This window comes from Saccharopolyspora sp. NPDC002376 (assembly GCF_053593195.1).
Window position 1 is genome coordinate 90,674 of the sequence record NZ_JBSFBZ010000016.1, and the last position, 22,514, is coordinate 113,187.

Sequence of the window (22,514 nt, forward strand, 5' to 3'; positions counted from 1 at the left end):
GTTTCTCCTTCAGTACCAGGCTTGACGGTGCTCGACGATCAGCAGCGCATCGGTGTTGATGGCGTCGGCGGACAGAGCGAATCCCTCGGTGCCGCCGGGCGAGATTTCGGGCCATGGGCCGTCGCGGGTCAGCAGCGAGCGGCGGTTGGCGGTGCCGCCGAGCAGCGGTTGATATCCGGGGTAGCCCTGGGCGGTGAACGCGCCGGTGTTGATGATCAGGAAATCAGCGGGCCCGAGCTCGCCGGAGTAGGACAACGTCGTGCCCGAGTCCACGGCCCGTACGACTGGGCGTGAGATCGGGCCCCGGATGGTCAGCAGCGGCGAGGTGGGGGCGTTGCCGCCGTTGTAGACCCGGGCGATGCCGGTGTTGGCCGGTTCGCCCGCGTCCACGCCCGGCTCGGTGGCGTCCACCCCGGGATCGGTGGCATCGACCCCGCCGGCGCCGGGCAGCGGCATGCCGGTGGAGGTGGATTCCCACGGCGCGTACAGCCGCGGGTCCGGGGCGGCAAGCTGGAGGGACCAGCGGAACACGGTGTCGCTGATCGGCGCCGCGCTCGGCGCGGCGTCCAACTCGACGTCGGCGCCCAGGCGGTGCCCGTCCTCGATACCGGCCAACTCGTACAGCCTGTCGCCGTCCGGGCAGATGCCGGTGATGAGGCGTTGCGCGGCCCGCCGCGACTCTGGCGACGGGCACGCGCAGACCCCTTCCAACGTGATGACCCGCTCGTCCCGGTGGGCCCGGCCGCGGAACGAGCCGTCGCCACTGCGCGCGGTGCGCTCGGTCCGGGGCGCGGGCCCGTCGAACCACCCGGTGTCGCCGGTGACCAGCCATTCGCGGCCCTCCGGGTCGACGTCGCCGAGCACCAGGCCGTCGAGCATCCACCGGACCGGTTGCGGGAACTGCTGGTTGAGCATCCGCCCCAACACCACGCCTGATCACCCCATCCGCAGGTTGAGGGCCAGCTCGCGGCGGACTGCGGTGGCGATCGATGCTTCGGACTGGTCGGTGCGCGGGTAGACCTTGATTTCGATCGGCCGCGCCCCACCAGCGCCGTCGGTGGGCAGGTAGCGGCGGACGGTGTCCCACTGATCGGCAGTGAGCACCGGTTCGGGGCGGCCGGTGCGGTTCCAGACCAGCGAGTCACCCGGTGGCAGGTAGCCGCCCGAGTCGTAGCCGCCGGGGCGGTTGTACGCGGCGGGCAGGCTGCCGTAGCGGGCGAGTGCGTAGCGCATCGACGCGAGAATGTTCGCGAGCGGGTCGTAGATGTTGTTCGCCGCCCGGGGATCGCGGTAGGCCGCGAACGTCGGGCCGATCGTCTGCATCAACCCGATCGACGGTGTACCGCGCTGGGCGTTGATGTCCCACCGGTTGATCGCGTTCGGGTTGCCGCCGCTTTCCTGTTGCATTCGGCGGAGCGTGATGCCCAAGTAGTCGGCGGGCTGCCCGAGCATCGCGAGCGCCTGCAACACCAGCGGTGCCCACCGCTGCACCCCGGCGCCGACGTTGGCCACCGGAACAGCCCCGTACCCGCCGGAATCCGACTTGAACCACTCGGTGATCGCCTCGACGGCCTTTCGGGGGATGCCGGTGACCAGGTCACGCCACATGCCGCTCGCGCCGGCCGCGTCGCCGTTGAGGAAGTCGCGCAGCGTGGTGATCGCGCCGCCGATTCCGGGGATCCACCCGGCGATCGTGGCGAGCCCGTCGACGATGCCGCCGCCGGCGAAGTGCCCGACGCTGTGGCCACCGGTGGAGCCTGGCGGGCGGCCGGACAGCTCCCGGTTCAGGGCGAGGATGGTGGCCGGGCCGAGGAACCGGGTGGCCTCGGGGGTGAGCACGGCCTCGCCGGGCGAGAGCATCGCGGGCACCGAGTCGAAACCCGGCGCGTAGCCGGGCAGCACGCCACCGCCGGCAAGGCGGACCTCGTCGAGCTTGCCGAGCCCGAACACCGACGCGATCCCGTTCCACACCGGCAAAATCCCGCGGTTGTAGACGACGTCCACAACGAACTGGATCGGCGCCTTCGCGTACTCCTGGATCTGCGACCAAGCGTCCCGGATCCAGATCGCCGTCCGATCAAACGCCTGGCCGACAAGATCAACCGCCCAGCCGATCGCGTCGAACGCGGGCTTGAGGATGTGCAGCCACACCCAGTTGATGCCGTCCAGGAGAACCCGCCACCCGACACCGATGGCGTCGAACACCGGCCGCAGCGCGTTCGTCCACAGCCAGGACGCGGCCGCGGCCACGGCGTCCCACGCCGGTTTGAGGATGGTCACCCACATCAGCTGCATCGCGCGCAGGTTCGTCTCCCACGCCCACCCGATGAAATCGAACACCGGGCACAGCGCGTTGGTCCACAGCCAGCTCGCCGCCGCAGCGACGGCGTCCCAAGCTGGCCGGAGGATGGTGTCCCACATGAGCTGCATCGCGCGCAGGTTGGTCTCCCACGCCCATCCGATGAAGCCGAACACCGGCTGCAGCACGGTCGACCACAGCCAGGTCGCGGCGGCGGCGATCGCGTCAATCACCGGCCGCAGCACGTTCTCCCACGCCCACAAGGCCGCCGCCGAGATCGCATCCCAAGCACCGACCACAATGGACCGAAAGGTCTCGGAGTTGTTCCAGGCGTAGACGAGCACGGCGCCGAGCGCGACGATCCCGGCGATGATCAAGCCGACCGGGTTGGCGGACATGGCGGCGTTGAGTGCCCACTGTGCACCGGTGACGATCGCGGTGCGAGCAGCCCACAGCGTCATTGCGCCGTTGACCAATGCGATCGTCCCGGCGAACGTACCGACCCCGATCACCAATGGCGTTAGCCAGGCGGAGTTGTCCCGGATCCAGCCAACGAATCCCTCGATGGCGGGGATGACCTGGCCGCCGAGAATGTCGACGAGCCCGGTTTGCAGGGCCCGCCCGAACTCCGTCAGCCGGGTCTGCGCGTTGTCCCGCAGCGTGACGCCCACCGCGTCGGCAACGCCGCCGATCTGGCCGAGCGCGCCGACAGCCTGCGACGGGTCGAGGGCGTACAGAGCGGATTGGAGATCCTCGGCCTGCGTGCCGAATAGGTTCACCGCGGCCTGAGCTTGTGCCACGGGGTCCGTCATGCCGCGTAGGCGGTCCAACACCAGGTCGAGCGCCGAACTAGCCTCGGGCCCGCCGCGGGCGATGCGGGCGGCCATGTCGCCGGCGGACAGGCCGATGGCGGCGAATCCGTCCGCCGTGGTCTTGCTGCCGTCAACGGCCCGGATCGCAAATTCCTTGATCGCATCGGCGACCAAGTCCGAGTTCCGGGCACCGGCCTGCATGCCCTGCACCAGCAGCCCGGTCGCGCTCTGCGCGTCGAGCCCGAACTTGGCGAACTGCACGCTGTACTCGGTCAGCGTGTCGAGGAAGTCCTTGGACCGGTCGGCGCCCTGCTGGAAACCGCGGGTGACGATGTCCAACGCCGTCTCGGCGTCCGGCGCCAACCCGGTCTTGAGCAGCTGACCGACGGCCTGCGTCGCTTCGCCGAGATCGAGCTCGAACGCCGACGCGAGGTTGAGCACCTTGGCCGTGACGGACTCGATTTGCGCGTTGGTCGCGTCCTCCATGACGAGCCCGGATTGCCACACGCCGCGGATCGCGTCGTTGACCTGCCCGAGCGATTCCCCGTACGCCTGGCTGTAGAGCGATCCGGCGATCCGGCCGAAGTCCGCGGACATCTCGGGGGTCGCGCCGATCTGCGCGGCGAGCTTGTCGCCGAGCTGCGCAGCCTCCAACGCGCGGGCGGCGGTGTCGGCAGCCCCGCCGATGGCGAGCACCCCGGCCGCGAATGCGCCGGCGGTCCGGGCAGCGCTTCCCAGCGACGACCCGAACCCGCCCGCCGAGCGTTCGGCCCTGCCCATCGACAGCGACACCGAATCGGTCGCGTCCTGGGAATCGGCCTGCGCCCGCTCGAACTTCTTCTGCGTGGCCGCAGCACGGTCCGAGGCCGTCGACAGGCCACGTTTCGCCGTTTCAAGACGTTCCTCGGCGGCGGCGACCTGGGACGCCTTGGCGTTGCCGTTCGCCCGGACCTCGGCCAACCGCTGCTCGGCGACCCGCACGCGCCCGGCTGCGTCGGCTTCCTTGTCGCGGGCGGTCTTGAGGGCTTCCCCGAGCTTGTCGGCGCGCGCCTTGGCGACCTCCAACCCCGAGCCCATCGACTCCCCCGCCCGGCGCCCCGCGTCGCCCGCAGCCTTGTCGAGCTCGGCGCCGACCTGCCGCCCGGCGCGGGTTCCGGCCCCGGCCGCTTCCTTCGCGAGGCTGGCACCGAAATTCCGCATCGACGGTAGGACGTCGATCCAGACGACAGAACCTTCGGGCACGACGCAACCCCCTTTAGGAGCTCGTTCCAAAATAATCGATCAGCGATATTGCGCTGATCGGATGAGATGCAGCAATCCATGCGATTCGCTCGAATGGCGGCTCTGCTACATGTCGCCGGGATCGTAGTGTTTCCGGCAAGGCGCTTTCGGCGCGCTAATATCACACGAACGAGGAGGAAGCGTTGGCGTTCTGGGACGTTTACGAGCGGACGGCGAATGTCGCCGTACAGAACGAGACTGGAAAGATCCTTGCCAAAGTCGCGATAGTCCACAAGTACAGCGACAACTACAAAAACGACCACACATGGACCGAAGTGAACCCGGGCGAGACGACGGCCGCCGACATGGTCGTCAACTACCACACGGGCACGCTCACCACCGGCCGGGACTGGTGGCAGCTCACGATCGTGGACGAGGAAGGCGGGGTCTACATCAGCGACCCCCAGAATTTCCGCGACGTGTTCGACTTCCTTGAGAAGGGCCTCGGAGACATCCTTCCCAAGCTGGAGAAAGCGTTTCACAAGGCGGCGCAGAATCCCTCCTCCGACGCGAAGAAGCGAGCGTACGCGGCGGCAGGTGAAGCGGTCGCGATGGCCGTGGAGCTGATGCTGAACCACGCCGAAACGGCCGGCTTCAAGCAGCACATCCTTCGCGATGAGGACGCCGGTCACACGACCACCTTCACGATTCGCCGACTTCCGTCAGAGGGCACCGACTCCGACGCGCTTCTCATCTCGTCGAATTCCGGAGATTCGGAAACGAGAATCACCCGGTTGAAGAAAAAGGTCAGCTGACGGCTATCAACTGATCCTGTTCGCCCGCCGGGCTCACGTCGTGCGACGATCTGGTGTCCGCGGTTTGCGGGATTCGACGGGAAATCTCGTCGAATGCGCCACGGACACGCCTTCCCGCCGGATCCATTCGTGCAGGTCGCGGAGTTGGGCGCGGTATGCCTCGACGGTGAAACTCGGGGTGGTCCAAATCACCTTGCGCAGGAAGTAGACGACTGCGCCGATGTCGAAGAACTCCATCCGCAACCGCTGGGACCGCAGGTCGACTACCTAAGCGCCAGCGGTTGCGGCTTCGGCGCTGCCGTCGCCGGGGGCATTTGCGGCGGACCTGTGAGGCCCTCGACGCTGGCGATCCTGATGAGTTCACGCTGCTGCGGGTTTCAGGGAGTCGAGATAGGCCAAGACGTCCTCTGTGGACCGACTGCCGCGATCACCGAGACGACTCTTGTCCTTGTCGCCGGGCCGCTGTTGCGGCTTCGGGCGCTTGGGTTTGCCGCCGAGCGCGCCGACCACGGAGTACGCGGAGCCCTGCACGGCGTCGACGACGTTGGCCACCAGGTGCTCAAGGTCGGTCCACCCGTCGCCGCGGGCGCGGGCGAACGCGCCGGTGGGCGGGAGCTGTTCGACGAGGACGCGGAGTTGGCGCAACGTGATCTCGCCGCGCCAGTACTCCGCGATGACGTCCCGCCCGTAGGTGGCGATGAGGTCGGCCTCTATCGCTTCCGGCGCTTGGCCGAGGAGACCGACCGCCGTGTAGGGCGGCCCTGGCTGTCTTCGGCCTGCTGGGTCTTCACGTACTCGCGAATCGCCAGGTGGACGATGCCGGCGCGCCCACCGGCGGCCACGAACTTCTCGTATTGCTCGGCGCCGAGGTAGTGCTCCGCCACATCGACATCGGTCATCAGCTCGGCGAGCTCGTCTTTCCACTCGTCGTCGCCCATGATCGGGTCCTTGGCGAACCAGCGCTGTCCGGCGAAGGTGAACGCGAACGTGTCAGCCGAGCCGGTGGCTTCCTCGCGCTGGGCGAGCAGGGCATCCATATCGATGTCGGACACGGTGGTGTTCCTCGTTTCTGGTGAGCTGGTGGTGAGCAAGAAAGGGGCCGCCGGGCGTGCTCACCAGGTCGCCGCGGCGGCCCCCGTCACAGGGGCCGGGTCAGCCAGCGGGCGGCGTCGGGAGGGTCCATCCCTCCTTGAACAGCCGCAGCACCGATGTGCCGTCAGAACCGGGGTAGGCGGTGATGGTGACCTGGTAGCCGATCAGCGTGTTGGACCGGTAGGTGATCTCGCCGCGCTCGGTGACCTCGGCGTAGGGCAGGAAGATCCGCCGGTGGTAGGTGCCGTCGATCACGTCGATGCCGAAGGCGCGCAGGTCGCGCTTCGGCTTACCCTTCTCGGCGAAGGACACGACCGCGTCGTCGCCGGTGCCGGTTTGGGTCATGTCCTCCAGCCCGACCCGGTAGTACAGCGACACGGTGTCGAAGTTCGATTCCCACAGGGTGGCACCGAAAGTGACGACCGAGCTGGTGGTTTCCACGCGAATCGGGGCGTTGGACTGCCACGGCGTGAACGACTCGCTGTTCTCGTCACGGGATTCGGTGATCCCGTCGTCGGAGATATAGCCGAGATCGACCATGCCGGACGCCCACGTGGCCAGGTCGGTCGGGGCGGCGGTGCCCACCGGGCCGGTGAGCAGCGCGCCGGTCACGCCCAGACGCGCAAGCTCAGCGTTGAGAGTCATGCGAAAACTCCTTGCGGACATGCGAAAAACCCGCACTGGGCGGGGGTTTCGCGGTGGATGGTGTGCGTGGCCTAGGCGGGCCGGATGGTGAGCACGCTCGTGAGCCCGAAGCGGCGAACGCTCGGGTTGTAGTCGGGCCGCCAGGCGGGCCCGGACTCCTGCCGGATCGCGGAGACACGGCCCCACTGGCTGGCGTGGCCACGGATCGCGAACAGCAGGTTGGACACCTGCACGGCTAGGTCGGCGGCCTGCTCCCGTCGTGCGGCGAACACGTCGACGTCGATCCGCGCTTCCCGAGCGAGCGGCGTGGCGCCGGGGTTCCAGGGCTGCCATTGGCCGGCGCCGCCGATGCAGCTCACCCGCGCAACGGGCAGCGACTCGTCGAAGCAGGCGGGCAGGTCGACCACGACCCGGACGCCGGGCAGCTGGCTGGTGAGCCAGTCGACGGCCAGCGCCTCGGGATCCATCACGTCTCGCTCGTTGACTTGCCGCTGGGCTTCGGCTCGGACTTGGTCGACCGGCTCGACTGCGCCGGGCGGGCGCGGCCCTCACGGATCATCGTGGCGGCCTGGTCGTCGTCGACCTCGATGGTCTTGCCGATGCGGGACAGGTCGGCGTCGAACGCGATCACAACGCGCGTCATCGGTTCTACTCCTTGGTATTGGCGGCGCGGCCGAGGACACGGCGGCGCGCTTTCTTCTCGGTGCCGAATTCGCCATCGGGGTCGTCGGAGGTGACGCGGGCGTAGGTGCGGCCCTGCGGCCGGGTACCTTCCTCGGCTCCGATCGAGGCGTCGGGGGTCTCGGTAGCGGCGATTCCACGGGCCCGGCCCGCGATGGCCTGCGCCCGTGCCCGCAGTGCGGCGCGCACGCTGGGCAGTGCGACGATCCGGCGCCATTCCTTGTCGGTGATGTGGATCTGTGCTCTGGCCACTACCCACTCCAGCGCTGCACGTCGATCTCGACGTGGTGCACGGCGCCGCGCCGGATCGGGTGCGGCCACCGCGCGATTTCGCCGATGACTTCCAGGGTTCGCCCGGCCCACTCGATCCGGTCGGTCGGTTCCACGTCGACGTCGACGCCGGCTCGGGTGTAAATGCGCCATCCGGTGGTGACCATCTCCCGTGCCTCGTCCGACCCGGACTCGGTTGCCGACCGCGGCTGCACCGACACGCCCTCGACGCGGGTTCGGGTGGCGTTGGCCCAGTCGCGGACCTCATTGCCGTACCGGTCGGTCGTGACCGGTGCGCGCAGGATGGTGATGGTGTCGTCGTAGATCACGCCGCATCACCCCGCCCGATCCGGTAGCGCTCCACAGCGGTCGACCACGCCTCAGTAATCCCGGTGCGGGAGAACGACACCGACACCCCGCCGGTGGACATCGACGCCACCCCGGGCGCCTGGTCCAGCATCATCTGCGCCTGCTCCAACACGACATCGGCGATGTCGCCGGGGATCGCATCGGCCGGGTAGCCGTGGTCGTAGACAATGTGCACCACGCCGAGCTGGTCCGGCCAGCCGGTGGCCGAGCGAAGAATCCCGTTGCGGGACCACTGAAACTCGGCGACCGGCTGCCCGTCGACGTCGACCTGGTGCACGGCGACGACGGGCACGGCCGGCAGCAGGAGCGACCGAGTGCCGTCCCCGTCCAACACGATCGCGTCGCGCTCGACGAGCGTCACCGGGTGCCCGACGGCGCCGCGGAACCGATCCGACGCCCGCCGTAGGGCGTCGAGCAGGTCGAGGTCATCGACGGGCAGCCCGGTGAGGCGGGCGAGGGCGGCGGGGTCAGCCAGTGGCGTCGTCGTTTCCGCCATGCGCACCCCTAGCCGGTCGGCGCGCCTTGTGGCGCACGGGCTTCTCGGACTTGGTTCCGCTGGTGTCCACCTGGGTCTCCGCGGTGTCCGTGTCGGCGGGCGCGACATCCGCCACCAGGCCGAGACGCTGGGCGTCGTCGATCCGGTAGCGGATGCCGTTCACGGTCACCATGCGGTGCTCAGCGTCCATCAGGCGCCGGTGCCGGCCTTGACCACGACCAAGCGGTTGGGCTTCCAAATGACCTGCGCCGCACGGAGTTCCGCCCGGACGTAGGTCATGTTCCGCTGCGCGTAGTCCTTGTGCTGGTTGAACGCCAACACGCTCAAGCCCTCGCGGTCCAGCAGCGCGATCTGCCGGAAGTCACCAAGGATGATCGTTCCGGGCGCGATGCGCTCGGAGGTCGCCCGGGGGCGTCCCCAGATCGTTGCCGGGCCGGTGCTGAACGGGCCACCGGAGTAGTACCGCTCGTTGGCGTCCTGGAGCAGGTCGAACGCCTCGTCGTCCTCCGGGGACATCAGTACCGCGGTTACCTGTCCGCCGGGTAGGCGGGTGACCTTGGTGATCGCCTTGCGGATTGCCGGGATGAGAGCCTTGGCCGTGGCGATCGGGTCGGCGCCGGCGGTGTAGGCCTGCTGCTGCACGCCGGTGGTGTTCAGCAGGCCCCGCGGCTCACCGTTGGTGCCGGTGCCGTTGAGCAGCTTCTCTTCCACGACGTTGTCCAGCGAGTAGGACAGCTCGTTGTTCATGTAGCTGGCGAACGCCGGAGCGTCGGCGAGCAGCTGGTTGGTGACGTCGTAGCCGTCGGCGTAGGTGTAGACCTTGGCGTCAGCGATATCGGTGCTCATGTCGCTGGTCGGCTTGAGGCCGCCCTCCGCGACGATCGCCGCGTTGCGGGTGACGCCGGTGATCTGCACGTACTCGAAGTTGCCATCGGTGCGACCCCGCGAGACCAAGTCGAGCAGCGTCAGCCGGTCCCGGTCGACCATGTCCACGGTCGGCATCCGCACCGGCTGAATGCGGCCGACCGAGGTGTCCAAGGTTGCCTTGCGGCGAGCGAACCACTCCGGCAGAGATCCGACCTTGACCCGCCCGATGTTGACCGGAGTCCCCTGGCCCACGCCGGCGGGGTGTTCCTTGCGGAAAGCCTGGTAGGCAGCGGACTTCACGAACGCATCGCCGAACGTCTCGGCGTCGGCGTCCTCGGCACGGTCGCGGGTCGAGGTGAATGCGACCGGGGCAGCGGACTTGCCCGCCAGCTCAGCGGCGGCGGCCTGTGCGTCGTCGGCGGCCTTGACCTTGGCGCCGAGTTCGTCGGCCTTGGTCTTCAGGTCGGTGATCTCGGTGATCTCGTCGTCGGTGAAGTCGCGGCCCTCGTCGGTCGCGGTCTTGGCCAGCTCGGCCGCCCGCGACAGGGTCGCCTGGTACTGCTCACGCAGCGTCGGCATTACGGTCTCCCGTCAGTAGCGAATGGAGTTGCGACCAAGCGGCCACCTGGGCGGGCCTCGGGCTGGCCGACTTCGCGGGCGACCTGGTCGGGTCGCTGGCGGCGGCGGGCTCGGACTGGCCGGCGTCCTGCTCGGGGATGTCCACACCGGTCGGTGCGGCGGTCTTCTCGGTGCCCTCGTCGGGCACCTGGTCGGCAGCGGTGAGGACTTCGCCGATCTGCTCGTACGCGGCGCGCAACGACTCGTAGTTCTTCGCCGAGAGCACCCGCCCGGCCTTCGCGCCGTCGACGAGGTGGCGGGCCTTGGCCGCGAGCAACTGGGTTTCCTGGTTCGCGCCGATCAGGCACGGCCCGACTTCGTGCACGCGCAGCTTGCGCAGCTCGTAGACGTGCTCCCCGTCCCGTTCGGCGGGGGCGCCGTCGACGATGTCGTAGGCGAACGAGTGCTGCGTAACTCGACGGCCCTTCAGTAGCCGGTAAACCTGCTCGGCCTTGGGGTTGTCCAAGTCGAGCTGCCCAGTGATCACCAAACCGTCGGCGGTTTCCTCCGCTTTGACCACGTGGCCGATGTGCGAGAACGGATCGGACCAGTCGTGCGACCACACCACGGGGATCGGGTCGCCCTTGGCCTCCCATTCCGCGAGTGTGTCGGTGAATGCGCCGGGCATGACGACGTCGCCGACCGAGTCGGTGTTGCCGAACACGGAAACCAGGGCCCGGTACTGGCCAGGTTCCAGGCCATCCGCTTCACCAGCCGCCTTGACCTTGCACATGGCAGACTTCACGTTCACGTGGCCGCTCCTTTCCGGGCGCGAAAGTCGCGTTGGCGTCGGCGATCGCAGGGCCTGCATTTCCGCCAACCAGTCGACGTCACGTAGGTGTTGGCATTGTTGAATTCATGGCCAGCGACGCAGTGAGTCTTGGTCGCCTCTCGGGCGACGATTGTCTTGCCACGCAAGAGATTCACTCGCCTAGTGACAGGTTCCAGGTGGTTTGGGTTGACGCACGCTCTGTTTCGGCACAGGTGGTCGAGGTCCAAACCCTCTGGTATCTCGCCGATCATTTCTTCGTAGGCCAAGCGATGGGCACGGCGTGTGACACCTGCACCGATGTTGAACACGCCGTATCCACCTGTACGCGCAGCCGTCCATTGCCAGCAATCGCCGACTTGAGCAACCTTTTCCCAAAACCGTTCTGCGATGCCAGGGTCGAGCACGTCACGCCCCTTCCGGATCCGGCGCGGTGTCCTGTGGGGACGCCAATCCGCCCTCGGTGACGTTCAGCGGCGTGATCAGCTCGTCGCCGCCTTCGATCGCGGGCAGGTTCGCCCGTGCTCGGGCTTCGTTGCGGGTCAACCACGGGGCACCGGTCGACGCCTGCAAGATGCGGGCCTGTTCCTCGAACGACCCGCGCAACTTCGCTTCCACGTTGGCCTCGACATAGAGCCCGCCGGCGCGGTCGAGCTGCGAGGCGAGCAGCGCGTTGCACGTCTGCTCGATCTGCGTCAACCAGGGCCCGAGGTTGTCTCGGTAGAGCATCTGGCGGTATGCCTCGATGTTCGAGTAGGTGCCCTCGCGGGCGCCCACCAGCTCGGGCGCGATGTGGTAGGCGGATGCCACTTCGGCGTCGGTGAGGCGCCGGCCCTCGATGTCCTGGGTGTCCTTCGGGGTGAACGCGTTGATTTCCTTGACGGTCATGCCGTCTTCCAGCAGCGGCGTTCCGCCCTCCTGGCCGCCGCCGCGGGTGAACCGGCGCCACATCTCCACGAACCGGTTCCGGCTCGACTCCGACCACGCCGGGGCATCGACCGGGCGCTCGATCACCATCGGCACCCGCGCGCCGTTGCGCCAGACTCCGCGCCGGTAGGCCACGGCCTCGGCGGACTCGGCGAGAATCGCCGACAGCGTCTCGATCGGCGGCACCCCATTGGCGCCGCCCCAGCCGTGGTCGAACACGAACCCGGCGGGATCGTGCTCGGTGGCCTGGCCGTCGGGGTCGACGATGTGCACCGCGGCCACGCGGCCCCACCCGTCGTCGAGCAACCGCATGCGTGACGCGGGGATGCGCCGCAGCTCGTACCCCGAGAGAGTGTCGGCGTTCGGGAGCAGCTGGGCGCACCACCGGTCATGCAGCAGGAAGTCAACGACGATGCCGTGCCAGAACCGGAACGGTGTGACGCCGGGTGCGGGCTCGGCCAACAGCCGGGCCAACGGGTGGTCAGTGACGCGGGGCCGGTCGTTGTCATCGCGCCGCTCGAACACGTGCAACGGCACGCTCGCCACGTTGCGCGCGATGAAGTCAACGACCTTCCGCACCGACGGCTGCGTACGCCACACACCGGGGGCGTCACTGGCAGCCTCCACCAAGGGGGTACCGGGATCGGGGACGATCACAGTGCCGTCGACCTGCCACGGCGTGGACAGCGACGGGAACACAGTTCCGGCGAGTACGCCGCCGGAGGAGAACACGGCCACGTCACACCACCTGCATCCACACCAGCGCGACGCGTTCCACGATGAGCTCGCCGTCCATATCGGACGGCTCCAACGCGGACAGCATGCGGGCTTCGCGCAGTGCCACGGTGTCGCGGTCGGCGCGCACCAGGACACCATCGAGGGTCGCGCCGTCCAGGTGCAGCAGCACGCGGCGGCCGAGGTGCCGTCGGTACTCGCGCATCACGGCCTCCTGTTCAGATGATGATCAGCTCGGCGTCGTCGTCCTCGTAGGCGGAGCGCGCCACCGGCTTGCGGGTCATGGCCTCGGACAGGGCGTTGACCAGAGCGGCCACGCCGTCGATCTTGTCGCCGCTGTTGGCCTTGTCCGGCTTCACGTTCCCGGCCGGATCGGTCGTCACGGCGAGGTTGTCGACCTGCCACCGCCACGCCGGATTTCCGCCATGCCGCAGCAACGGGCGTTCCTCGGTGCCAGCCAACAACAACCGCTGTAGGTCCTTCAGCGGCGGCGACAAGGTCACGAATCCCTGCCGGACCTTCACCAGCGGCGCGCCCTGCTCGGTCAAGTCGTTGGTGAGCTGGGTGGCGTTCCACGGGTCGAACCCGATCGACCGGACGTCGAAGGCGTCCATGTCGCGCTCGATCTGCAACTTGATCCAGTCGTAGTCGGCCACGTTGCCCGGCGTCACCATCAACAGCCCTTGCCGGGCCCACACGCTCGCCTCACCGGCGGTGCGCTTGTCGAGGGCAGACATGTTCGCCTCGGGCGTCCACAGCCGCAGCAGCGCGTCGTAGCCGCCCCGGACGTCATCGGGGAACAGCCACACCAGCGCGCACAGGTCGCTCGTCGAGGCGAGGTCGAGCCCGCCATACGCTTCGCGGCCGGCCAACCGGGTCTCGTCGACGATCGAGGCGTTGCGGTCCCAGCTGTCGAGCGTGAGGAACCGGGTTTCCTGCTTCGTGCGGAGACCGCAGTGTAGGCGCAGGAATTTCGCCAGGTCGGCGGAGGATTGCTGCGCCTCAGCCGCGGCGCGAGCCAGGTACGCGCGCGTCGGGCTCACCCCGAATCCGGGGTTGGCCTTGCGCCACGTGGATTCGGTGAACGGGTCGTCGGTGGGCTCGGCGGCCCACACCACGCCGTAGGTGGTCGGGTCGGTGAGCACCCTGGCGGCCAGCTGCTCGATCCGGCGGCGCTTGCGGTCGTAGATCGTGCCGCGGCGTCCTGAGTCCGCGGTGGTGATGATGACGATCAACGGTTGCGTGCGCGATCCGGTCCCGGTCTCGATCGTCTCGACCAAGTCCGGCGTCTTGTGCACGTGCAGCTCGTCGACGATCCCGCAGTGCAGGTTCGCGCCGTGCTGGGCGTCCGCCGCGCTGCTGACGACCTCGATGTAGCTGCCGGACTTCGGGTGCACGACCCGCTTCTGGTGCGCCCGCACTCGGCCCTTGAGCGCCGGGGACTTCTCGGCCAGGGTCTTGATCGGGCCGAACACGAAACCAGCCTGCCGTTCCGAGCTCGCCGCGGTCACCACCTGGGCGCCGGGCTCCCCGTCCGCGCACGCCAGGTAGATCGCGATCCCACCCGAGAGCGTCGACTTGCCGTTCTTACGCGGCACGTCGACATACAGGTTGTTGATGATCCGCACGTACCCGCCGGCCGCGTCATCGTGGCGCACCCACCCGAACACCGGCGCCAGGACGTAGGCGATCTGCCACGGATCCGGCCGCAGCGAGCGTCCCGCCCACTGGCCTTGCGTGTGCCGCAACAACGAGAACGAGTGCAGCACGCGGTCGACGCGCTCGGGGTCGAACACTGCGCCCGGCACATCGCGAGGCTCGGGGGTCTTGACCAGCGGCGGGCAGTCAGGCAACGGGATGCCGCGTTCGGCCAGGTACCACGCGACCTCGGGCGAGAGCTTCAGGCGTTCCAGCTCGGCGTCGTCGGGCAGCTGCGGGTCAGAACGGGTTGTCGTCCTCTTCGTCGCCACCCGAACCCCCCTTGGACAGGGCGGCCTCGGTCGACGGTGTCAGCCCGAAGTGCGCCGCGAACGCACGCAGTTCCGTCCCAGCCGCTTTCGCGATCCCCACCGCCGGGTTCGTGGTGGTCCATTCGGATTCGGTGCCGTCCTTGCGAGTCGACCGGTTCACGATCGTCAACCCGTTGATCTGCACGTCCCGGGTCGCCTCCACGAACCGCGCCCACGTCTCGCAGTACGCAGCCAGCACCGCCCGATCCTCTTCCTTGAGGATGTCGAGCCGCTGCAACCCCGGCACCACCCGCCCCCACTCCGCGGCGGCCTCGGCCGACAACCACTCGGGGGCCTCGGGAGCGATCCGGCGGAAACCGGGGCCCGTAGCGACCTTCCGGCCGCCTGAGTCCGTGCCGTTCCCGCGACCGTGCAGCAGCTTCAACGCTGCGGGCTGGGCGACCCTGGGCATCGGATCACCTCCTGCTCCCGCCGGTTACCGGCTACGCGGTGAGCTTGATCAGGGTCGCCAAATCGACGCCTTGGAGATGCTCCGGCTGTTGTGGGTCCAAGGGGTAAAACCCGAACTTCTCGAAGAACGCCAAGCGCCCACCAGCATCCGAGGATTCATCCGCTCTCAATGCGACGTGCGAACATCCACGCTCGGACGCCTCCATTGCGAACCGATGCAGCAGACTGCGACCAACGCCCGTTCGGCGAGCCCGCTTGGATACGCAGATCCAATCGATCTTGCAGTGTGGCGGGTCGACCTGCTCGAACGGTCCGAAGTACTCGTTGAAGATCCGGCCGTCCGGTGGATATCCGTCAAGCAATCCCTGTACGAAACCGTCGATACCGCCGTCGACTCCTTCGGCAACGAGACATGGGTATTTGGAACGCGCGCTCCTGGCGTCCCATCCCGCCTCGACGAACAGCGCTTCAACTTTGCGCAAGTCCTCGTCGAGTCGCCACCGTACAGTGACCATCGTTCGCCTCCCGTGTCGCCCGGCCACCCGCATATCGAAAAGCAGGCTTCGCCGTTACCCCCCCCGGTTGCGGATTCTGAGACGCGAAAAGGAAGCCTCCGGCGGCGCCCTGCCTGCCTGGCAGACGCCGTGATCTGAACTCCCCTACCCCTGGTAGGGCCCGGGCTCGGTGGCGTGGAAGTGGTACGCGGCGGTGATGCCTTGCTGGAACGCGGCGGTGGGATCGGTGAGTCGTGCTCGTTCGTACTGGTGGATCTGGCCGCCTTCGGCCGCGATGCGCAGCCTGGGCGGCAACTCCGCCAAGTCTCGGCACTGGCCGTCGTAGGGGCCGCCCTCGAAGTACGCCCGCTCGCTCATGGGAAGAGCCTAGTCATTCCTGCGTTGCCGTGCGGCATTCTCCGCTCGGGTCTTATGGTCGTGGCACGTGGCGCACAGCGATTGCGCGTTGGCGTGGTCGAACATCGCGCCGCCCTGACTCAGGGGTCGGATGTGGTCGACCTGTTCGGCTGGCCGGCCGCAACTGCGGCAGTTCGGTTCGCGGCGCAAGTGCTCGGCCTTGAACGCGATATCGCGGCGAGCGAGTCGGCCGCGGGGCTGGTGTCGGCTGCGCCGCTGCCACGGCTTGCGCTTGTGCTCGTCGCATCGGCCGGTGGTGGTGAGCTCGGTGCATCCGGCCGCGCTGCATCTGGTGGGTGGTGCTGTTGGCATGGGTTCACCCGTTTGCCGGATGCCCGATCGGGTCCGGTCGACGATGTACGGGTCGAGGGGGTAGCGCTCTGCTACCCCGAATGACCGAGAGGAATCGATGATGCGGTGGTGGTCCGCTGCTCTGGTGGGCGCGTGCCTGGCAGGTGTGTCGGCGTGCGGTGGCGGCTCGGCGAGCGAGGCGCCGACGGCGCAACAGGTGGTCGAGGCGTTCCAGCGTGACGGCCTGGCGGTGCCGAACCCACGGGACAACACGAGCGGGAACTGCGAGCGGCTCGGCTGCGCCCAGATGGTCACGACGGATGCGGTCACCGTCATGTCGTTCCCGGATGAGGCTGCGGCTACCAAGATCGCGGACCAGTTCGGCGAGGATGCGTTCCGACGTGGTGCAGTGGTGTTGCAGTACGCCGCGGCGCGCACGCCGGAAGATCAGCGAGCGAAGCTCGAAGAAGCGCTAACCGCATTGGCGAAGTAGCGAGCTACGACAATGGCCCCGGTTTCGACCGGGGCCATCGGCACTTCTTGGGTGTGAGCGGTCGAAGGACAGCCCGAGCTCGCGGGCGATCTTGGACACGGTCGAGGGCGATCGACCGATCTCGGATGCGATGTGGTTGCGGGTCTTGCCCTGCGTGTGCAGTTCGCGCACGCGCTCTCGGTCCGCGTCTGTGATAGGGGAGGCGGCCACGTGGTCACCTCCCCGACATCTTCAACGTCCGAGTCCGATCCTGGAAACTCGGAATGGTTTTCCCGATGTCATGTAACAGCAGGTCAAACGGGTGCCGCTCGTCGCGGCCTGATCGTCTTCCGGTAGCCTGCTCGCACTGCTCCCGATCGGAAAGAAAGGGGGTGGGACGTGTGAAGCAACAACCCTGCTGCTGTGCCGAATGGCACCGCACGATGCGTTTGCTGATCGTGACGATCGCGACGCTGGCGCACGGGTTGATGCTGGCAGGCCAGGGCATGTTGCCGCTGGCCTGACAGCCCCTCCCACGCGGCGGCCAAGTCGGCCCAAGGCGTTACCAGCGCCTCGGCTTGGCCGTCGCGGCTGGCGGAATCGTTCAGAGTTAAGTTATCCCCGACCCCGCCTCACCGAGGTACTGTACTCGGTTCCATGTTTACCGCGATAGGCGGCTTGACTAGTTAGGCTGTTTTGACGTGGTGAAACGTCGTGCGCCCGCTCTGTCCATTGTGGTCATCTGTGCGGGATTCGAACCGCGCATCTCCCCGCCGATCAGGGGCTCCAGCCGGGGAACCAGTGAGGAAGCGTCGCCGAGATAACCGGATCATCGGCCAAACTGGCGGATCTGGACACACTTCTCCCCGCTGCAGGGTGATTTAAGCACGCTCAGCCGACGATGGTCAACTTGGGTTGACGGTTCCGCGTGGCGACCCTCGCGAGCTGTTCGGCGCACGCCTTTGCGTCGTACAGCGGCCGACCGTCCTTGCTGCGGTCAGCCACTGTGCAGGCGGCGCGGATGGTGTGCACGGAGCGGCCGAGTAGCCGCGCAAGGGTGGCACGGTCGACCAGGGCGCTGCGGTCGGTGTAATGGACGATCGGCGCGTACCGGCTCATTCGGTTTCCCCGTGGTCGGTCATGACGTCCGTTCCTAGCGGTTGTCAGGATGCTTGGCGGCGAGGCGGTCGGCTGCGACCGTCCACGGGTCGGTGTGGCCCGCGCCGTCCTGGATCTCGGTGAGTACAGCGCGAACGGCCTGCCATGCCTGCGCCTCGGGGATGCCGAGCTCGGTCATGCGCTGCCAGAACCGGGCTTCGGTTTCCTTCGCCGCTTCCATGCTGGCGGCCATGCGATCGGCGAACGTGGCGGCGTCGGCGAGCATGACCTCGCAGAGCTCCAGGCTGGCCCGGCGGACTCCGTCGGGGAGTTGACCGCGGCCGGCGGCGAGCGCGAGCTCGTCGAGCAGCCCAACGAACACGTACCGATCGGCGGGTACGACGGGGGCTCGGCCGACCTGGCTTTCGGCCTGCTGCTGGCGGGATTGCTGGCGGAGCTCCTCGGCGGCCTTGGTGATGAGGTTCTGCTCGGCGCGGTATTGCGCGCGCTGCTGGTCCGTGGTCACGCTGCCCCCATCATCTCGAACGCGAGCCGCTGCCCGATGTTCAACAGGTCGAGCCCATCGTAGGAGTTGCCGCAGTCTCCGCAGCGCACTGCGAGCGTGTCGGTATCGCCGACCGGCCACAGCGGGCCGCCGCAGTCCCAGCACGGGGCGAGCGGCCGGGTCGAGTTTCCGGCGAGCCGTTGCACCTGGGCGTGCAGCTCGCGGACGTCATCGGCGAGGTCATCGGCCCAAACCTGCCGGGTGCACCAGTCGATGTATCCGCGCAGCCACCCGGTGCCCCTGGTGATCGTCAATTCCCGGGGCGGCGCATGGTGGTCGGCGTCGAGCCTCCGCAGCTCGGAATGCACCCAGCCGCACAAGCGGTTCACGGTGCCGATGATGGATCGGGTGGCGCCGTCGGCGTCGTCGGGGCCGATCGCGTGCGCGACGCTGCGGGGGTCGAGTGCGGCGATTACGTCGAGGTTCGCGGGTGGCCTGCTGCCGTAGCCGGGGGACCGCCGGCCGGTGTTGGCACCGCGGCCGGGTGCGGCGGTGAGGGTGGCGGCGTAGTCGTCGATCTCGCGGAGCCACCTGCGCATCCGCTCGGCGCAGGGCTCGCATGTGTAGCGGCCGGGCTCGGCGGTGCGCTGGCAGCGGTCGAGGATGCAGGGCTCGGTTTGCAGGTCGATCGTGGTCATCGAGCACCGCCCCTGCCGGACAGGGCCTTGGTGCAGCTGCGGCGGTGGAGTTGGTAGAGCTGCTGTCCGGCGCGGCGGGCGCCCGGGGTTTGGTTGGTGCGGAGCTTGACGGCGATGCGGCGTCGAGTACGGGGATCGACGTGCATGGTGTGGTCGCCGGTGTGTTCGCTGTTGCGGTCGAATGCGGTGGCGGCGCCGGCCACGATGGCGTAGATGACGGGTTCGCGGCATGCGTCGCACCGCGGTACGTCGTCTGCGGCGGTTCGGGGATCCATCGATACTCCGGTTCGGGTTTCGGGCCTGTGCGGCGAATCTGGGGCCGGGAATCGGGATCAGAACGGGGGTTCGTCGGCGAAGTTGCCGCCGCGGGGCGCGCTTCCCCATGGGTCGCCGGTGGGTGTGGACTCGGGCGCGTCTTGGCGGTCGATGCGCAACGTCTTGGCCTGGTGGCGCTTGAGGTTCGGGCCGATCGCGAACAGGGCGAGCTCGATGGACTGGCCCTTGCTGCCGTCCTTGCGGTCGTAGTCGCGCACCGACAGCTCACCGGACACGATCACCTCGTCGCCCTTGGACAGCGACTCGGCGATGTTCTCCGCGAACTGCTCCCACGCCTGTGCTCGGACGAACATCGAGCTGGCGTCCTCCCATTCCCCGGCGTCGGTGCGCTTGCGCTTGTTGAACACCAGCGGCACGGTCACCACGGCCTTGCCGCTCGGTGTCCAGCGCAGTTCGGGGTCGGCCCACAGCCGGGCGACGTCGCCGTTGATCTTGGGTAGGGACACGGTCAGTGGTCTCCGTTCTGGAAGGCGCCCACGCGCGAGTCGTGGACGGTGGACAGGGGCACGAATTCGCCTGCGCGGTGGCCGCGGCGGATGACGCGGGCGCAGGGGCGGCCGGGGGCGGCCTGGCAGTGGGGGCAGGCGACGGTGAGCGCCGCGTGGGTCCGCTTGGGCTTGCGCTGCCAGCCGAGGCGATCGGCGACGGCCTCGACAACGGACCGGACCCGGTCGGGGTCGGCGGTGTGGTCCGCGTCGCCGGATTCGAGCTCGGCGCGCTTGGCTGCGCCGAGCTCGGCGAGCCGGGCGCGCTCGGCGGCATCGCGGCGGGCCTGGATCCGCTTGGTCACCACCGCGGGGCCGAGAAACCCGCCGTCGAACGCGAAGTGGTCCTTCACGCCTTCCAGCGCCTCGGGGTAGGTCCAGTCGGCGCGGGCAGCGGAGTCCATCCACGCGATCACGTCGGCCTCGCCGCGCTGGCGGCCGTCGTAGGCGGTGGCGACCTTGAGCACGCCCACTACCTCGTTCTGCGTGAGGCTCATGCGGCACCGCCCGGCAGCGCGCGCAGGTGTGGCTCATCCGGCACCAGGAACGCGTCTAGGGCGTCGATTCGGTCCATCTTGGTGGTTTGCCCTGTGCGGGCGGGTGTGCGGCGCTCTGCGTCCTCCTGAGCGCGTCGCATCCAGTTGCGCCACGTCGCGACCCAATCGCGTTTCGTCGCACCCTGCCCGGACTTCGCTCGCCAGTAGTCGACGAACTTGTCGGTCTCGGTCCGGCCGACGAGCGGGGTGTGTTCGCGGGCCCACGCGACCATCTCGGGGGTCACGTCGAAGTCGTCGGGGATGCGCGTAGCGCGTCCGGGGGCGCGCTTGCGCGTCTCCCCGGAAGTTCCTTCGGTAGAAGGAACTTCGGGACGGGACGGGTCGGGTCGGGGGTCGCGAACGTGCTGCGAACGTTCCGTGTTCGTTCGCGGTTCGTTCGCGCGAACATCCGCATTGTTCGCGCGAACATCGGGCGAACTGTCCTCGGCGGTCTCGGCTCGGCGGGTGGTGCCGCGGGCGCGGATCTTGCGCATCCGCTCGCGGGCATCTGCGCGCTTGGTCTCCACATCCTCGCGTGAGGGCTGGTACTCGCCCCACGCGTGGAACCACCACCCCGGTTCGCCGTCATGCTCATCGGGGATCCACAGGCCGACGCGCACGAGCGTCGCGGCGAGGTCGTCGGCGTGCGGGCTGAGTCGGCGCGCCACGTAGGCGGGCACCCACCCGTCGGTGAGCTGGTTACTCGCCCACGACCCGGCCAGCACCCACAGCCCCATCGCGGCCTCGCCCGCGCGCATGGACTTCGTGTGTGAGTGAAGCGTGTCGTCCACTTTGAACCAGGTCATTCCGTGTTCCTTGGTGGTTCGGCGCGAGCCGCAGGCGGTCGCGGATGCGCGCGGTGGTGTAGGTGGTCATGCGGCAGTGGGCGGCGATCTGGGGATCGGTCCAGCCGAGGTCGTGGAGCTCGGCCACCAGGCGCTCGCGGCCGGCGGTGTCGAGTACTTCGGCGGGCTGCTCGCCGAGCAGGCACGCCCGGTAGCGCGCCCGCTCGGTGATCGGCCGTGTCCGGGGGTTCACGCCGCGTCCCCGAGCGGCAGGGCTGGGGTCATGCCGCCGATGTCGTCGAGCAGCACCAGGCCGCGGTCATGGATCCGCACCGGGGTGTCGAGCGGGATTTGCCATGAGCGCAGGAGCCAACCGTGCTGGTAGGCGATGGCGCGGTTGGACTCGATCCACCCGTGGCATCCGGTGGTGCCGGAACCGCACAGCAGCAAGAGGTTCGACGGCAGGTTCGTGGCCGGGTCCTTGCTGCCGCCAGCGCCGCGGGGGCGCCGGTGGTGGATGTTGGTGCCGAGGGCGGATCCGCAGCGTTCGCAGAGCGGCCAGCCGCCCCGTTCGGCGCGGTGCTTGACGACGGCGCGAGTGCGCTCGGTGGGCTTCGTGCTCACCGGCCTACCCCGGTCTCGACGCCGTACATGAGCCGCACGGATGCGCCGACGGACTGCCAGGCGCGTAGCTCGGCCTCGACGGCGCGGGCGGTGCGCTCGGCGTACCGCTGCGCGATTTCGGCGGTCTCCGCCGCTTCCCGCTCGTCTTGGGTGGCGAGCTCGGCGGCGTACTTCTTCTCGTGCGCCGGGCCCTCGTGCGCGAGGTAGGCGCGCGAGTGCGCGGCGTCGTACTCCCGTCGCAGCCGCTTCGCTTCGCGCTCGGCGTCAGTGGTGACCGTGACGCCCTTGTGGATCCGCTCGGCGCACGCGCGGATGTTCTGCTCGATCTGCACCGGGTTCAGCGGCGCGTCGTGCTCGCTCACGCTGCACCCCCGTCCTGCGGGCATGCGATCCACACGCGATTGCGGGACGCCCGGCGTTCCCGGCGGCAGCTGCGGTACTCCCCAGCGGGCACGATCACGCGCTGCGCGGCAGCAACGCCGATCACCGACGGCAGCAGGTTCGGCCGTTCACCATCGGGTTCACCTGCTGCGGCGCGGATGTCGTCAGCGGTGAAGGGCGCGCGGGCGGCGACGAGCTCGGCGAGCGCGGTTTCGAGTCGGTGCCGGTAGTCGCCCCGGTGCGGGGCGGTGGCCGCCGCGAGTGCGCATTCGCTCTCCCCGCGCGTAGAGCGTGCCGAACACGTCCTCGCTCGCCATGATGTCCATCGTCCTGTTGGCCGCGGCCAGGGCGTAGGG

General features: G+C 68.6%; 37 protein-coding genes. 3 read left to right on the forward strand and 34 right to left on the reverse strand.

The features are described 5' to 3' along the window. Positions 1-9: 9 nt before the first annotated feature. Positions 10-930, reverse strand: a complete 921-nt coding sequence (locus tag ACWCO2_RS13830; RefSeq protein ID WP_143061331.1) for a phage tail family protein — start codon at positions 928-930, stop codon at positions 10-12. A 6-nt stretch (positions 931-936) separates the two neighbouring features. Then, complete coding sequence (locus ACWCO2_RS13835) at positions 937-4,353, reverse strand: phage tail tape measure protein (protein WP_450128085.1); 3,417 nt, start codon at positions 4,351-4,353, stop codon at positions 937-939. Positions 4,354-4,535: 182 nt separating this feature from the next. Between ACWCO2_RS13835 and ACWCO2_RS13840 the strand changes: the two genes are divergently transcribed. Next, on the forward strand, positions 4,536-5,147 hold the full coding sequence (locus ACWCO2_RS13840; RefSeq protein ID WP_093278228.1) for a hypothetical protein: 612 nt from the start codon (positions 4,536-4,538) through the stop codon (positions 5,145-5,147). 33 nt (positions 5,148-5,180) lie between these two features. Here the strand turns inward: ACWCO2_RS13840 and ACWCO2_RS13845 are convergent, their stop codons facing one another. From ACWCO2_RS13845 to ACWCO2_RS13940, 20 genes are all read right to left on the reverse strand, one after another. Further along, positions 5,181-5,384 carry a hypothetical protein gene (locus ACWCO2_RS13845; protein ID WP_177227025.1) on the reverse strand — a complete coding sequence of 68 codons (204 nt, stop codon included), beginning with the start codon at positions 5,382-5,384 and terminating at the stop codon, positions 5,181-5,183. Positions 5,385-5,507: 123 nt separating this feature from the next. After that, a complete protein-coding gene (locus tag ACWCO2_RS13850; RefSeq protein WP_177227026.1) occupies positions 5,508-5,792 on the reverse strand; it encodes a DinB family protein in 285 nt (94 codons plus the stop codon). A 65-nt stretch (positions 5,793-5,857) separates the two neighbouring features. Then, the gene (locus ACWCO2_RS13855; RefSeq protein WP_177227027.1) at positions 5,858-6,199 is read right to left on the reverse strand and encodes a hypothetical protein; all 342 of its coding nucleotides are present in this window, start codon (positions 6,197-6,199) and stop codon (positions 5,858-5,860) included. A gap of 100 nt (positions 6,200-6,299) precedes the next feature. Then, entirely contained in the window at positions 6,300-6,884 is a 585-nt protein-coding gene (locus tag ACWCO2_RS13860; protein WP_093278232.1) for a phage tail tube protein, read from the reverse strand. A 71-nt stretch (positions 6,885-6,955) separates the two neighbouring features. Further along, positions 6,956-7,354 (reverse strand): hypothetical protein, encoded by a 399-nt coding sequence (locus ACWCO2_RS13865; RefSeq protein WP_143061332.1) that lies wholly within the window; start codon positions 7,352-7,354, stop codon positions 6,956-6,958. Continuing rightward, the gene (locus ACWCO2_RS13870) at positions 7,351-7,527 is read right to left on the reverse strand and encodes a hypothetical protein (RefSeq protein WP_177227028.1); all 177 of its coding nucleotides are present in this window, start codon (positions 7,525-7,527) and stop codon (positions 7,351-7,353) included. The genes ACWCO2_RS13865 and ACWCO2_RS13870 overlap by 4 nt, the downstream gene beginning before the upstream one ends. A gap of 5 nt (positions 7,528-7,532) precedes the next feature. Then, positions 7,533-7,817, reverse strand: a complete 285-nt coding sequence (locus ACWCO2_RS13875; protein WP_093278236.1) for a hypothetical protein — start codon at positions 7,815-7,817, stop codon at positions 7,533-7,535. Continuing rightward, positions 7,817-8,164 (reverse strand): phage head completion protein, encoded by a 348-nt coding sequence (locus ACWCO2_RS13880; RefSeq protein WP_093278238.1) that lies wholly within the window; start codon positions 8,162-8,164, stop codon positions 7,817-7,819. Before ACWCO2_RS13880 ends, ACWCO2_RS13875 begins: the two co-directional genes overlap by 1 nt. Next, on the reverse strand, positions 8,161-8,700 hold the full coding sequence (locus tag ACWCO2_RS13885) for a hypothetical protein (protein WP_450128086.1): 540 nt from the start codon (positions 8,698-8,700) through the stop codon (positions 8,161-8,163). Before ACWCO2_RS13885 ends, ACWCO2_RS13880 begins: the two co-directional genes overlap by 4 nt. Beyond that, complete coding sequence (locus tag ACWCO2_RS13890) at positions 8,672-8,890, reverse strand: hypothetical protein (RefSeq protein ID WP_093278242.1); 219 nt, start codon at positions 8,888-8,890, stop codon at positions 8,672-8,674. The genes ACWCO2_RS13885 and ACWCO2_RS13890 overlap by 29 nt, the downstream gene beginning before the upstream one ends. Next, a complete protein-coding gene (locus ACWCO2_RS13895) occupies positions 8,890-10,146 on the reverse strand; it encodes a phage major capsid protein (RefSeq protein ID WP_093278244.1) in 1,257 nt (418 codons plus the stop codon). Before ACWCO2_RS13895 ends, ACWCO2_RS13890 begins: the two co-directional genes overlap by 1 nt. Continuing rightward, positions 10,130-10,936, reverse strand: a complete 807-nt coding sequence (locus ACWCO2_RS13900) for an HK97 family phage prohead protease (RefSeq protein ID WP_450128087.1) — start codon at positions 10,934-10,936, stop codon at positions 10,130-10,132. The genes ACWCO2_RS13895 and ACWCO2_RS13900 overlap by 17 nt, the downstream gene beginning before the upstream one ends. Then, positions 10,933-11,361: an HNH endonuclease signature motif containing protein gene (locus ACWCO2_RS13905; RefSeq protein ID WP_218157731.1), complete on the reverse strand. Its 429-nt coding sequence runs from the start codon at positions 11,359-11,361 to the stop codon at positions 10,933-10,935. Before ACWCO2_RS13905 ends, ACWCO2_RS13900 begins: the two co-directional genes overlap by 4 nt. Before the next feature lies 1 nt (position 11,362). After that, on the reverse strand, positions 11,363-12,619 hold the full coding sequence (locus ACWCO2_RS13910; RefSeq protein ID WP_177227029.1) for a phage portal protein: 1,257 nt from the start codon (positions 12,617-12,619) through the stop codon (positions 11,363-11,365). A 1-nt stretch (position 12,620) separates the two neighbouring features. Then, positions 12,621-12,821, reverse strand: a complete 201-nt coding sequence (locus ACWCO2_RS13915) for a hypothetical protein (protein WP_177227030.1) — start codon at positions 12,819-12,821, stop codon at positions 12,621-12,623. Between the two features lie 13 nt (positions 12,822-12,834). Beyond that, positions 12,835-14,586, reverse strand: a complete 1,752-nt coding sequence (locus ACWCO2_RS13920; protein WP_450128088.1) for a terminase large subunit — start codon at positions 14,584-14,586, stop codon at positions 12,835-12,837. Further along, positions 14,555-15,037, reverse strand: a complete 483-nt coding sequence (locus tag ACWCO2_RS13925) for a phage terminase small subunit P27 family (RefSeq protein WP_450128089.1) — start codon at positions 15,035-15,037, stop codon at positions 14,555-14,557. The genes ACWCO2_RS13920 and ACWCO2_RS13925 overlap by 32 nt, the downstream gene beginning before the upstream one ends. A gap of 31 nt (positions 15,038-15,068) precedes the next feature. Continuing rightward, positions 15,069-15,551 carry a GNAT family N-acetyltransferase gene (locus ACWCO2_RS13930; protein ID WP_450128090.1) on the reverse strand — a complete coding sequence of 161 codons (483 nt, stop codon included), beginning with the start codon at positions 15,549-15,551 and terminating at the stop codon, positions 15,069-15,071. Between the two features lie 144 nt (positions 15,552-15,695). Then, a complete protein-coding gene (locus ACWCO2_RS13935; RefSeq protein WP_450128091.1) occupies positions 15,696-15,908 on the reverse strand; it encodes a hypothetical protein in 213 nt (70 codons plus the stop codon). Positions 15,909-15,917: 9 nt separating this feature from the next. Further along, positions 15,918-16,259: an HNH endonuclease gene (locus ACWCO2_RS13940; protein ID WP_450128092.1), complete on the reverse strand. Its 342-nt coding sequence runs from the start codon at positions 16,257-16,259 to the stop codon at positions 15,918-15,920. Positions 16,260-16,359: 100 nt separating this feature from the next. Between ACWCO2_RS13940 and ACWCO2_RS13945 the strand changes: the two genes are divergently transcribed. Continuing rightward, the gene (locus ACWCO2_RS13945; protein WP_450128093.1) at positions 16,360-16,731 is read left to right on the forward strand and encodes a hypothetical protein; all 372 of its coding nucleotides are present in this window, start codon (positions 16,360-16,362) and stop codon (positions 16,729-16,731) included. Here the strand turns inward: ACWCO2_RS13945 and ACWCO2_RS13950 are convergent. Next, entirely contained in the window at positions 16,711-16,941 is a 231-nt protein-coding gene (locus ACWCO2_RS13950; protein ID WP_450128094.1) for a helix-turn-helix domain-containing protein, read from the reverse strand. The two genes, ACWCO2_RS13945 and ACWCO2_RS13950, sit on opposite strands and share 21 nt — an antisense overlap. A 170-nt stretch (positions 16,942-17,111) precedes the next feature. Here ACWCO2_RS13950 and ACWCO2_RS13955 point away from each other — a divergent pair, with 170 nt between their 5' ends. Next, positions 17,112-17,234 (forward strand): hypothetical protein, encoded by a 123-nt coding sequence (locus tag ACWCO2_RS13955; RefSeq protein WP_450128095.1) that lies wholly within the window; start codon positions 17,112-17,114, stop codon positions 17,232-17,234. Positions 17,235-17,601: 367 nt separating this feature from the next. Here the strand turns inward: ACWCO2_RS13955 and ACWCO2_RS13960 are convergent, their stop codons facing one another. The 11 genes from ACWCO2_RS13960 to ACWCO2_RS14010 form a co-directional block, all read right to left on the reverse strand. After that, positions 17,602-17,829, reverse strand: a complete 228-nt coding sequence (locus tag ACWCO2_RS13960; protein WP_450128096.1) for a hypothetical protein — start codon at positions 17,827-17,829, stop codon at positions 17,602-17,604. Between the two features lie 34 nt (positions 17,830-17,863). Continuing rightward, entirely contained in the window at positions 17,864-18,334 is a 471-nt protein-coding gene (locus ACWCO2_RS13965) for a hypothetical protein (protein WP_450128097.1), read from the reverse strand. After that, on the reverse strand, positions 18,331-19,011 hold the full coding sequence (locus ACWCO2_RS13970) for a hypothetical protein (RefSeq protein ID WP_450128098.1): 681 nt from the start codon (positions 19,009-19,011) through the stop codon (positions 18,331-18,333). Before ACWCO2_RS13970 ends, ACWCO2_RS13965 begins: the two co-directional genes overlap by 4 nt. After that, complete coding sequence (locus ACWCO2_RS13975; protein ID WP_450128099.1) at positions 19,008-19,286, reverse strand: hypothetical protein; 279 nt, start codon at positions 19,284-19,286, stop codon at positions 19,008-19,010. Before ACWCO2_RS13975 ends, ACWCO2_RS13970 begins: the two co-directional genes overlap by 4 nt. A 57-nt stretch (positions 19,287-19,343) precedes the next feature. Continuing rightward, positions 19,344-19,793: a single-stranded DNA-binding protein gene (ssb, locus tag ACWCO2_RS13980; protein ID WP_450128100.1), complete on the reverse strand. Its 450-nt coding sequence runs from the start codon at positions 19,791-19,793 to the stop codon at positions 19,344-19,346. A gap of 2 nt (positions 19,794-19,795) precedes the next feature. Continuing rightward, positions 19,796-20,329, reverse strand: a complete 534-nt coding sequence (locus tag ACWCO2_RS13985; RefSeq protein ID WP_450128101.1) for a zinc finger domain-containing protein — start codon at positions 20,327-20,329, stop codon at positions 19,796-19,798. After that, on the reverse strand, positions 20,326-21,126 hold the full coding sequence (locus tag ACWCO2_RS13990; RefSeq protein WP_450128102.1) for a hypothetical protein: 801 nt from the start codon (positions 21,124-21,126) through the stop codon (positions 20,326-20,328). Before ACWCO2_RS13990 ends, ACWCO2_RS13985 begins: the two co-directional genes overlap by 4 nt. Beyond that, positions 21,068-21,406 (reverse strand): hypothetical protein, encoded by a 339-nt coding sequence (locus ACWCO2_RS13995; RefSeq protein WP_450128103.1) that lies wholly within the window; start codon positions 21,404-21,406, stop codon positions 21,068-21,070. Before ACWCO2_RS13995 ends, ACWCO2_RS13990 begins: the two co-directional genes overlap by 59 nt. Beyond that, positions 21,403-21,777 carry a hypothetical protein gene (locus ACWCO2_RS14000; protein WP_450128104.1) on the reverse strand — a complete coding sequence of 125 codons (375 nt, stop codon included), beginning with the start codon at positions 21,775-21,777 and terminating at the stop codon, positions 21,403-21,405. Before ACWCO2_RS14000 ends, ACWCO2_RS13995 begins: the two co-directional genes overlap by 4 nt. Then, positions 21,774-22,139, reverse strand: coding sequence for a hypothetical protein (locus ACWCO2_RS14005; protein ID WP_450128105.1), 366 nt, complete (start codon positions 22,137-22,139; stop codon positions 21,774-21,776). Before ACWCO2_RS14005 ends, ACWCO2_RS14000 begins: the two co-directional genes overlap by 4 nt. Continuing rightward, a partial coding sequence (locus tag ACWCO2_RS14010) for a hypothetical protein (protein WP_450128106.1) occupies positions 22,136-22,514 on the reverse strand: 379 nt, incomplete at its 5' end. The genes ACWCO2_RS14005 and ACWCO2_RS14010, both read right to left, overlap by 4 nt.

Coding starts and splice junctions, on each gene's coding strand:
- ACWCO2_RS13985 (WP_450128101.1), bottom strand. CDS start 20,329: ATGAGCCTCACGCAGAACGAGGTAGTGGGCGTGCTCAAGGTCGCCACC.
- ACWCO2_RS13930 (WP_450128090.1), bottom strand. CDS start 15,551: ATGGTCACTGTACGGTGGCGACTCGACGAGGACTTGCGCAAAGTTGAA.
- ACWCO2_RS13885 (WP_450128086.1), bottom strand. CDS start 8,700: ATGGCGGAAACGACGACGCCACTGGCTGACCCCGCCGCCCTCGCCCGC.
- ACWCO2_RS13945 (WP_450128093.1), top strand. CDS start 16,360: ATGCGGTGGTGGTCCGCTGCTCTGGTGGGCGCGTGCCTGGCAGGTGTG.
- ACWCO2_RS13890 (WP_093278242.1), bottom strand. CDS start 8,890: ATGGACGCTGAGCACCGCATGGTGACCGTGAACGGCATCCGCTACCGG.
- ACWCO2_RS13940 (WP_450128092.1), bottom strand. CDS start 16,259: ATGCCAACAGCACCACCCACCAGATGCAGCGCGGCCGGATGCACCGAG.
- ACWCO2_RS13870 (WP_177227028.1), bottom strand. CDS start 7,527: ATGACGCGCGTTGTGATCGCGTTCGACGCCGACCTGTCCCGCATCGGC.
- ACWCO2_RS13970 (WP_450128098.1), bottom strand. CDS start 19,011: ATGACCACGATCGACCTGCAAACCGAGCCCTGCATCCTCGACCGCTGC.
- ACWCO2_RS13860 (WP_093278232.1), bottom strand. CDS start 6,884: ATGACTCTCAACGCTGAGCTTGCGCGTCTGGGCGTGACCGGCGCGCTG.
- ACWCO2_RS13895 (WP_093278244.1), bottom strand. CDS start 10,146: ATGCCGACGCTGCGTGAGCAGTACCAGGCGACCCTGTCGCGGGCGGCC.
- ACWCO2_RS13960 (WP_450128096.1), bottom strand. CDS start 17,829: ATGAGCCGGTACGCGCCGATCGTCCATTACACCGACCGCAGCGCCCTG.
- ACWCO2_RS13935 (WP_450128091.1), bottom strand. CDS start 15,908: ATGAGCGAGCGGGCGTACTTCGAGGGCGGCCCCTACGACGGCCAGTGC.
- ACWCO2_RS13915 (WP_177227030.1), bottom strand. CDS start 12,821: ATGCGCGAGTACCGACGGCACCTCGGCCGCCGCGTGCTGCTGCACCTG.
- ACWCO2_RS13990 (WP_450128102.1), bottom strand. CDS start 21,126: ATGCGCGCGGGCGAGGCCGCGATGGGGCTGTGGGTGCTGGCCGGGTCG.
- ACWCO2_RS13975 (WP_450128099.1), bottom strand. CDS start 19,286: ATGGATCCCCGAACCGCCGCAGACGACGTACCGCGGTGCGACGCATGC.
- ACWCO2_RS13845 (WP_177227025.1), bottom strand. CDS start 5,384: ATGGAGTTCTTCGACATCGGCGCAGTCGTCTACTTCCTGCGCAAGGTG.
- ACWCO2_RS13925 (WP_450128089.1), bottom strand. CDS start 15,037: ATGCCCAGGGTCGCCCAGCCCGCAGCGTTGAAGCTGCTGCACGGTCGC.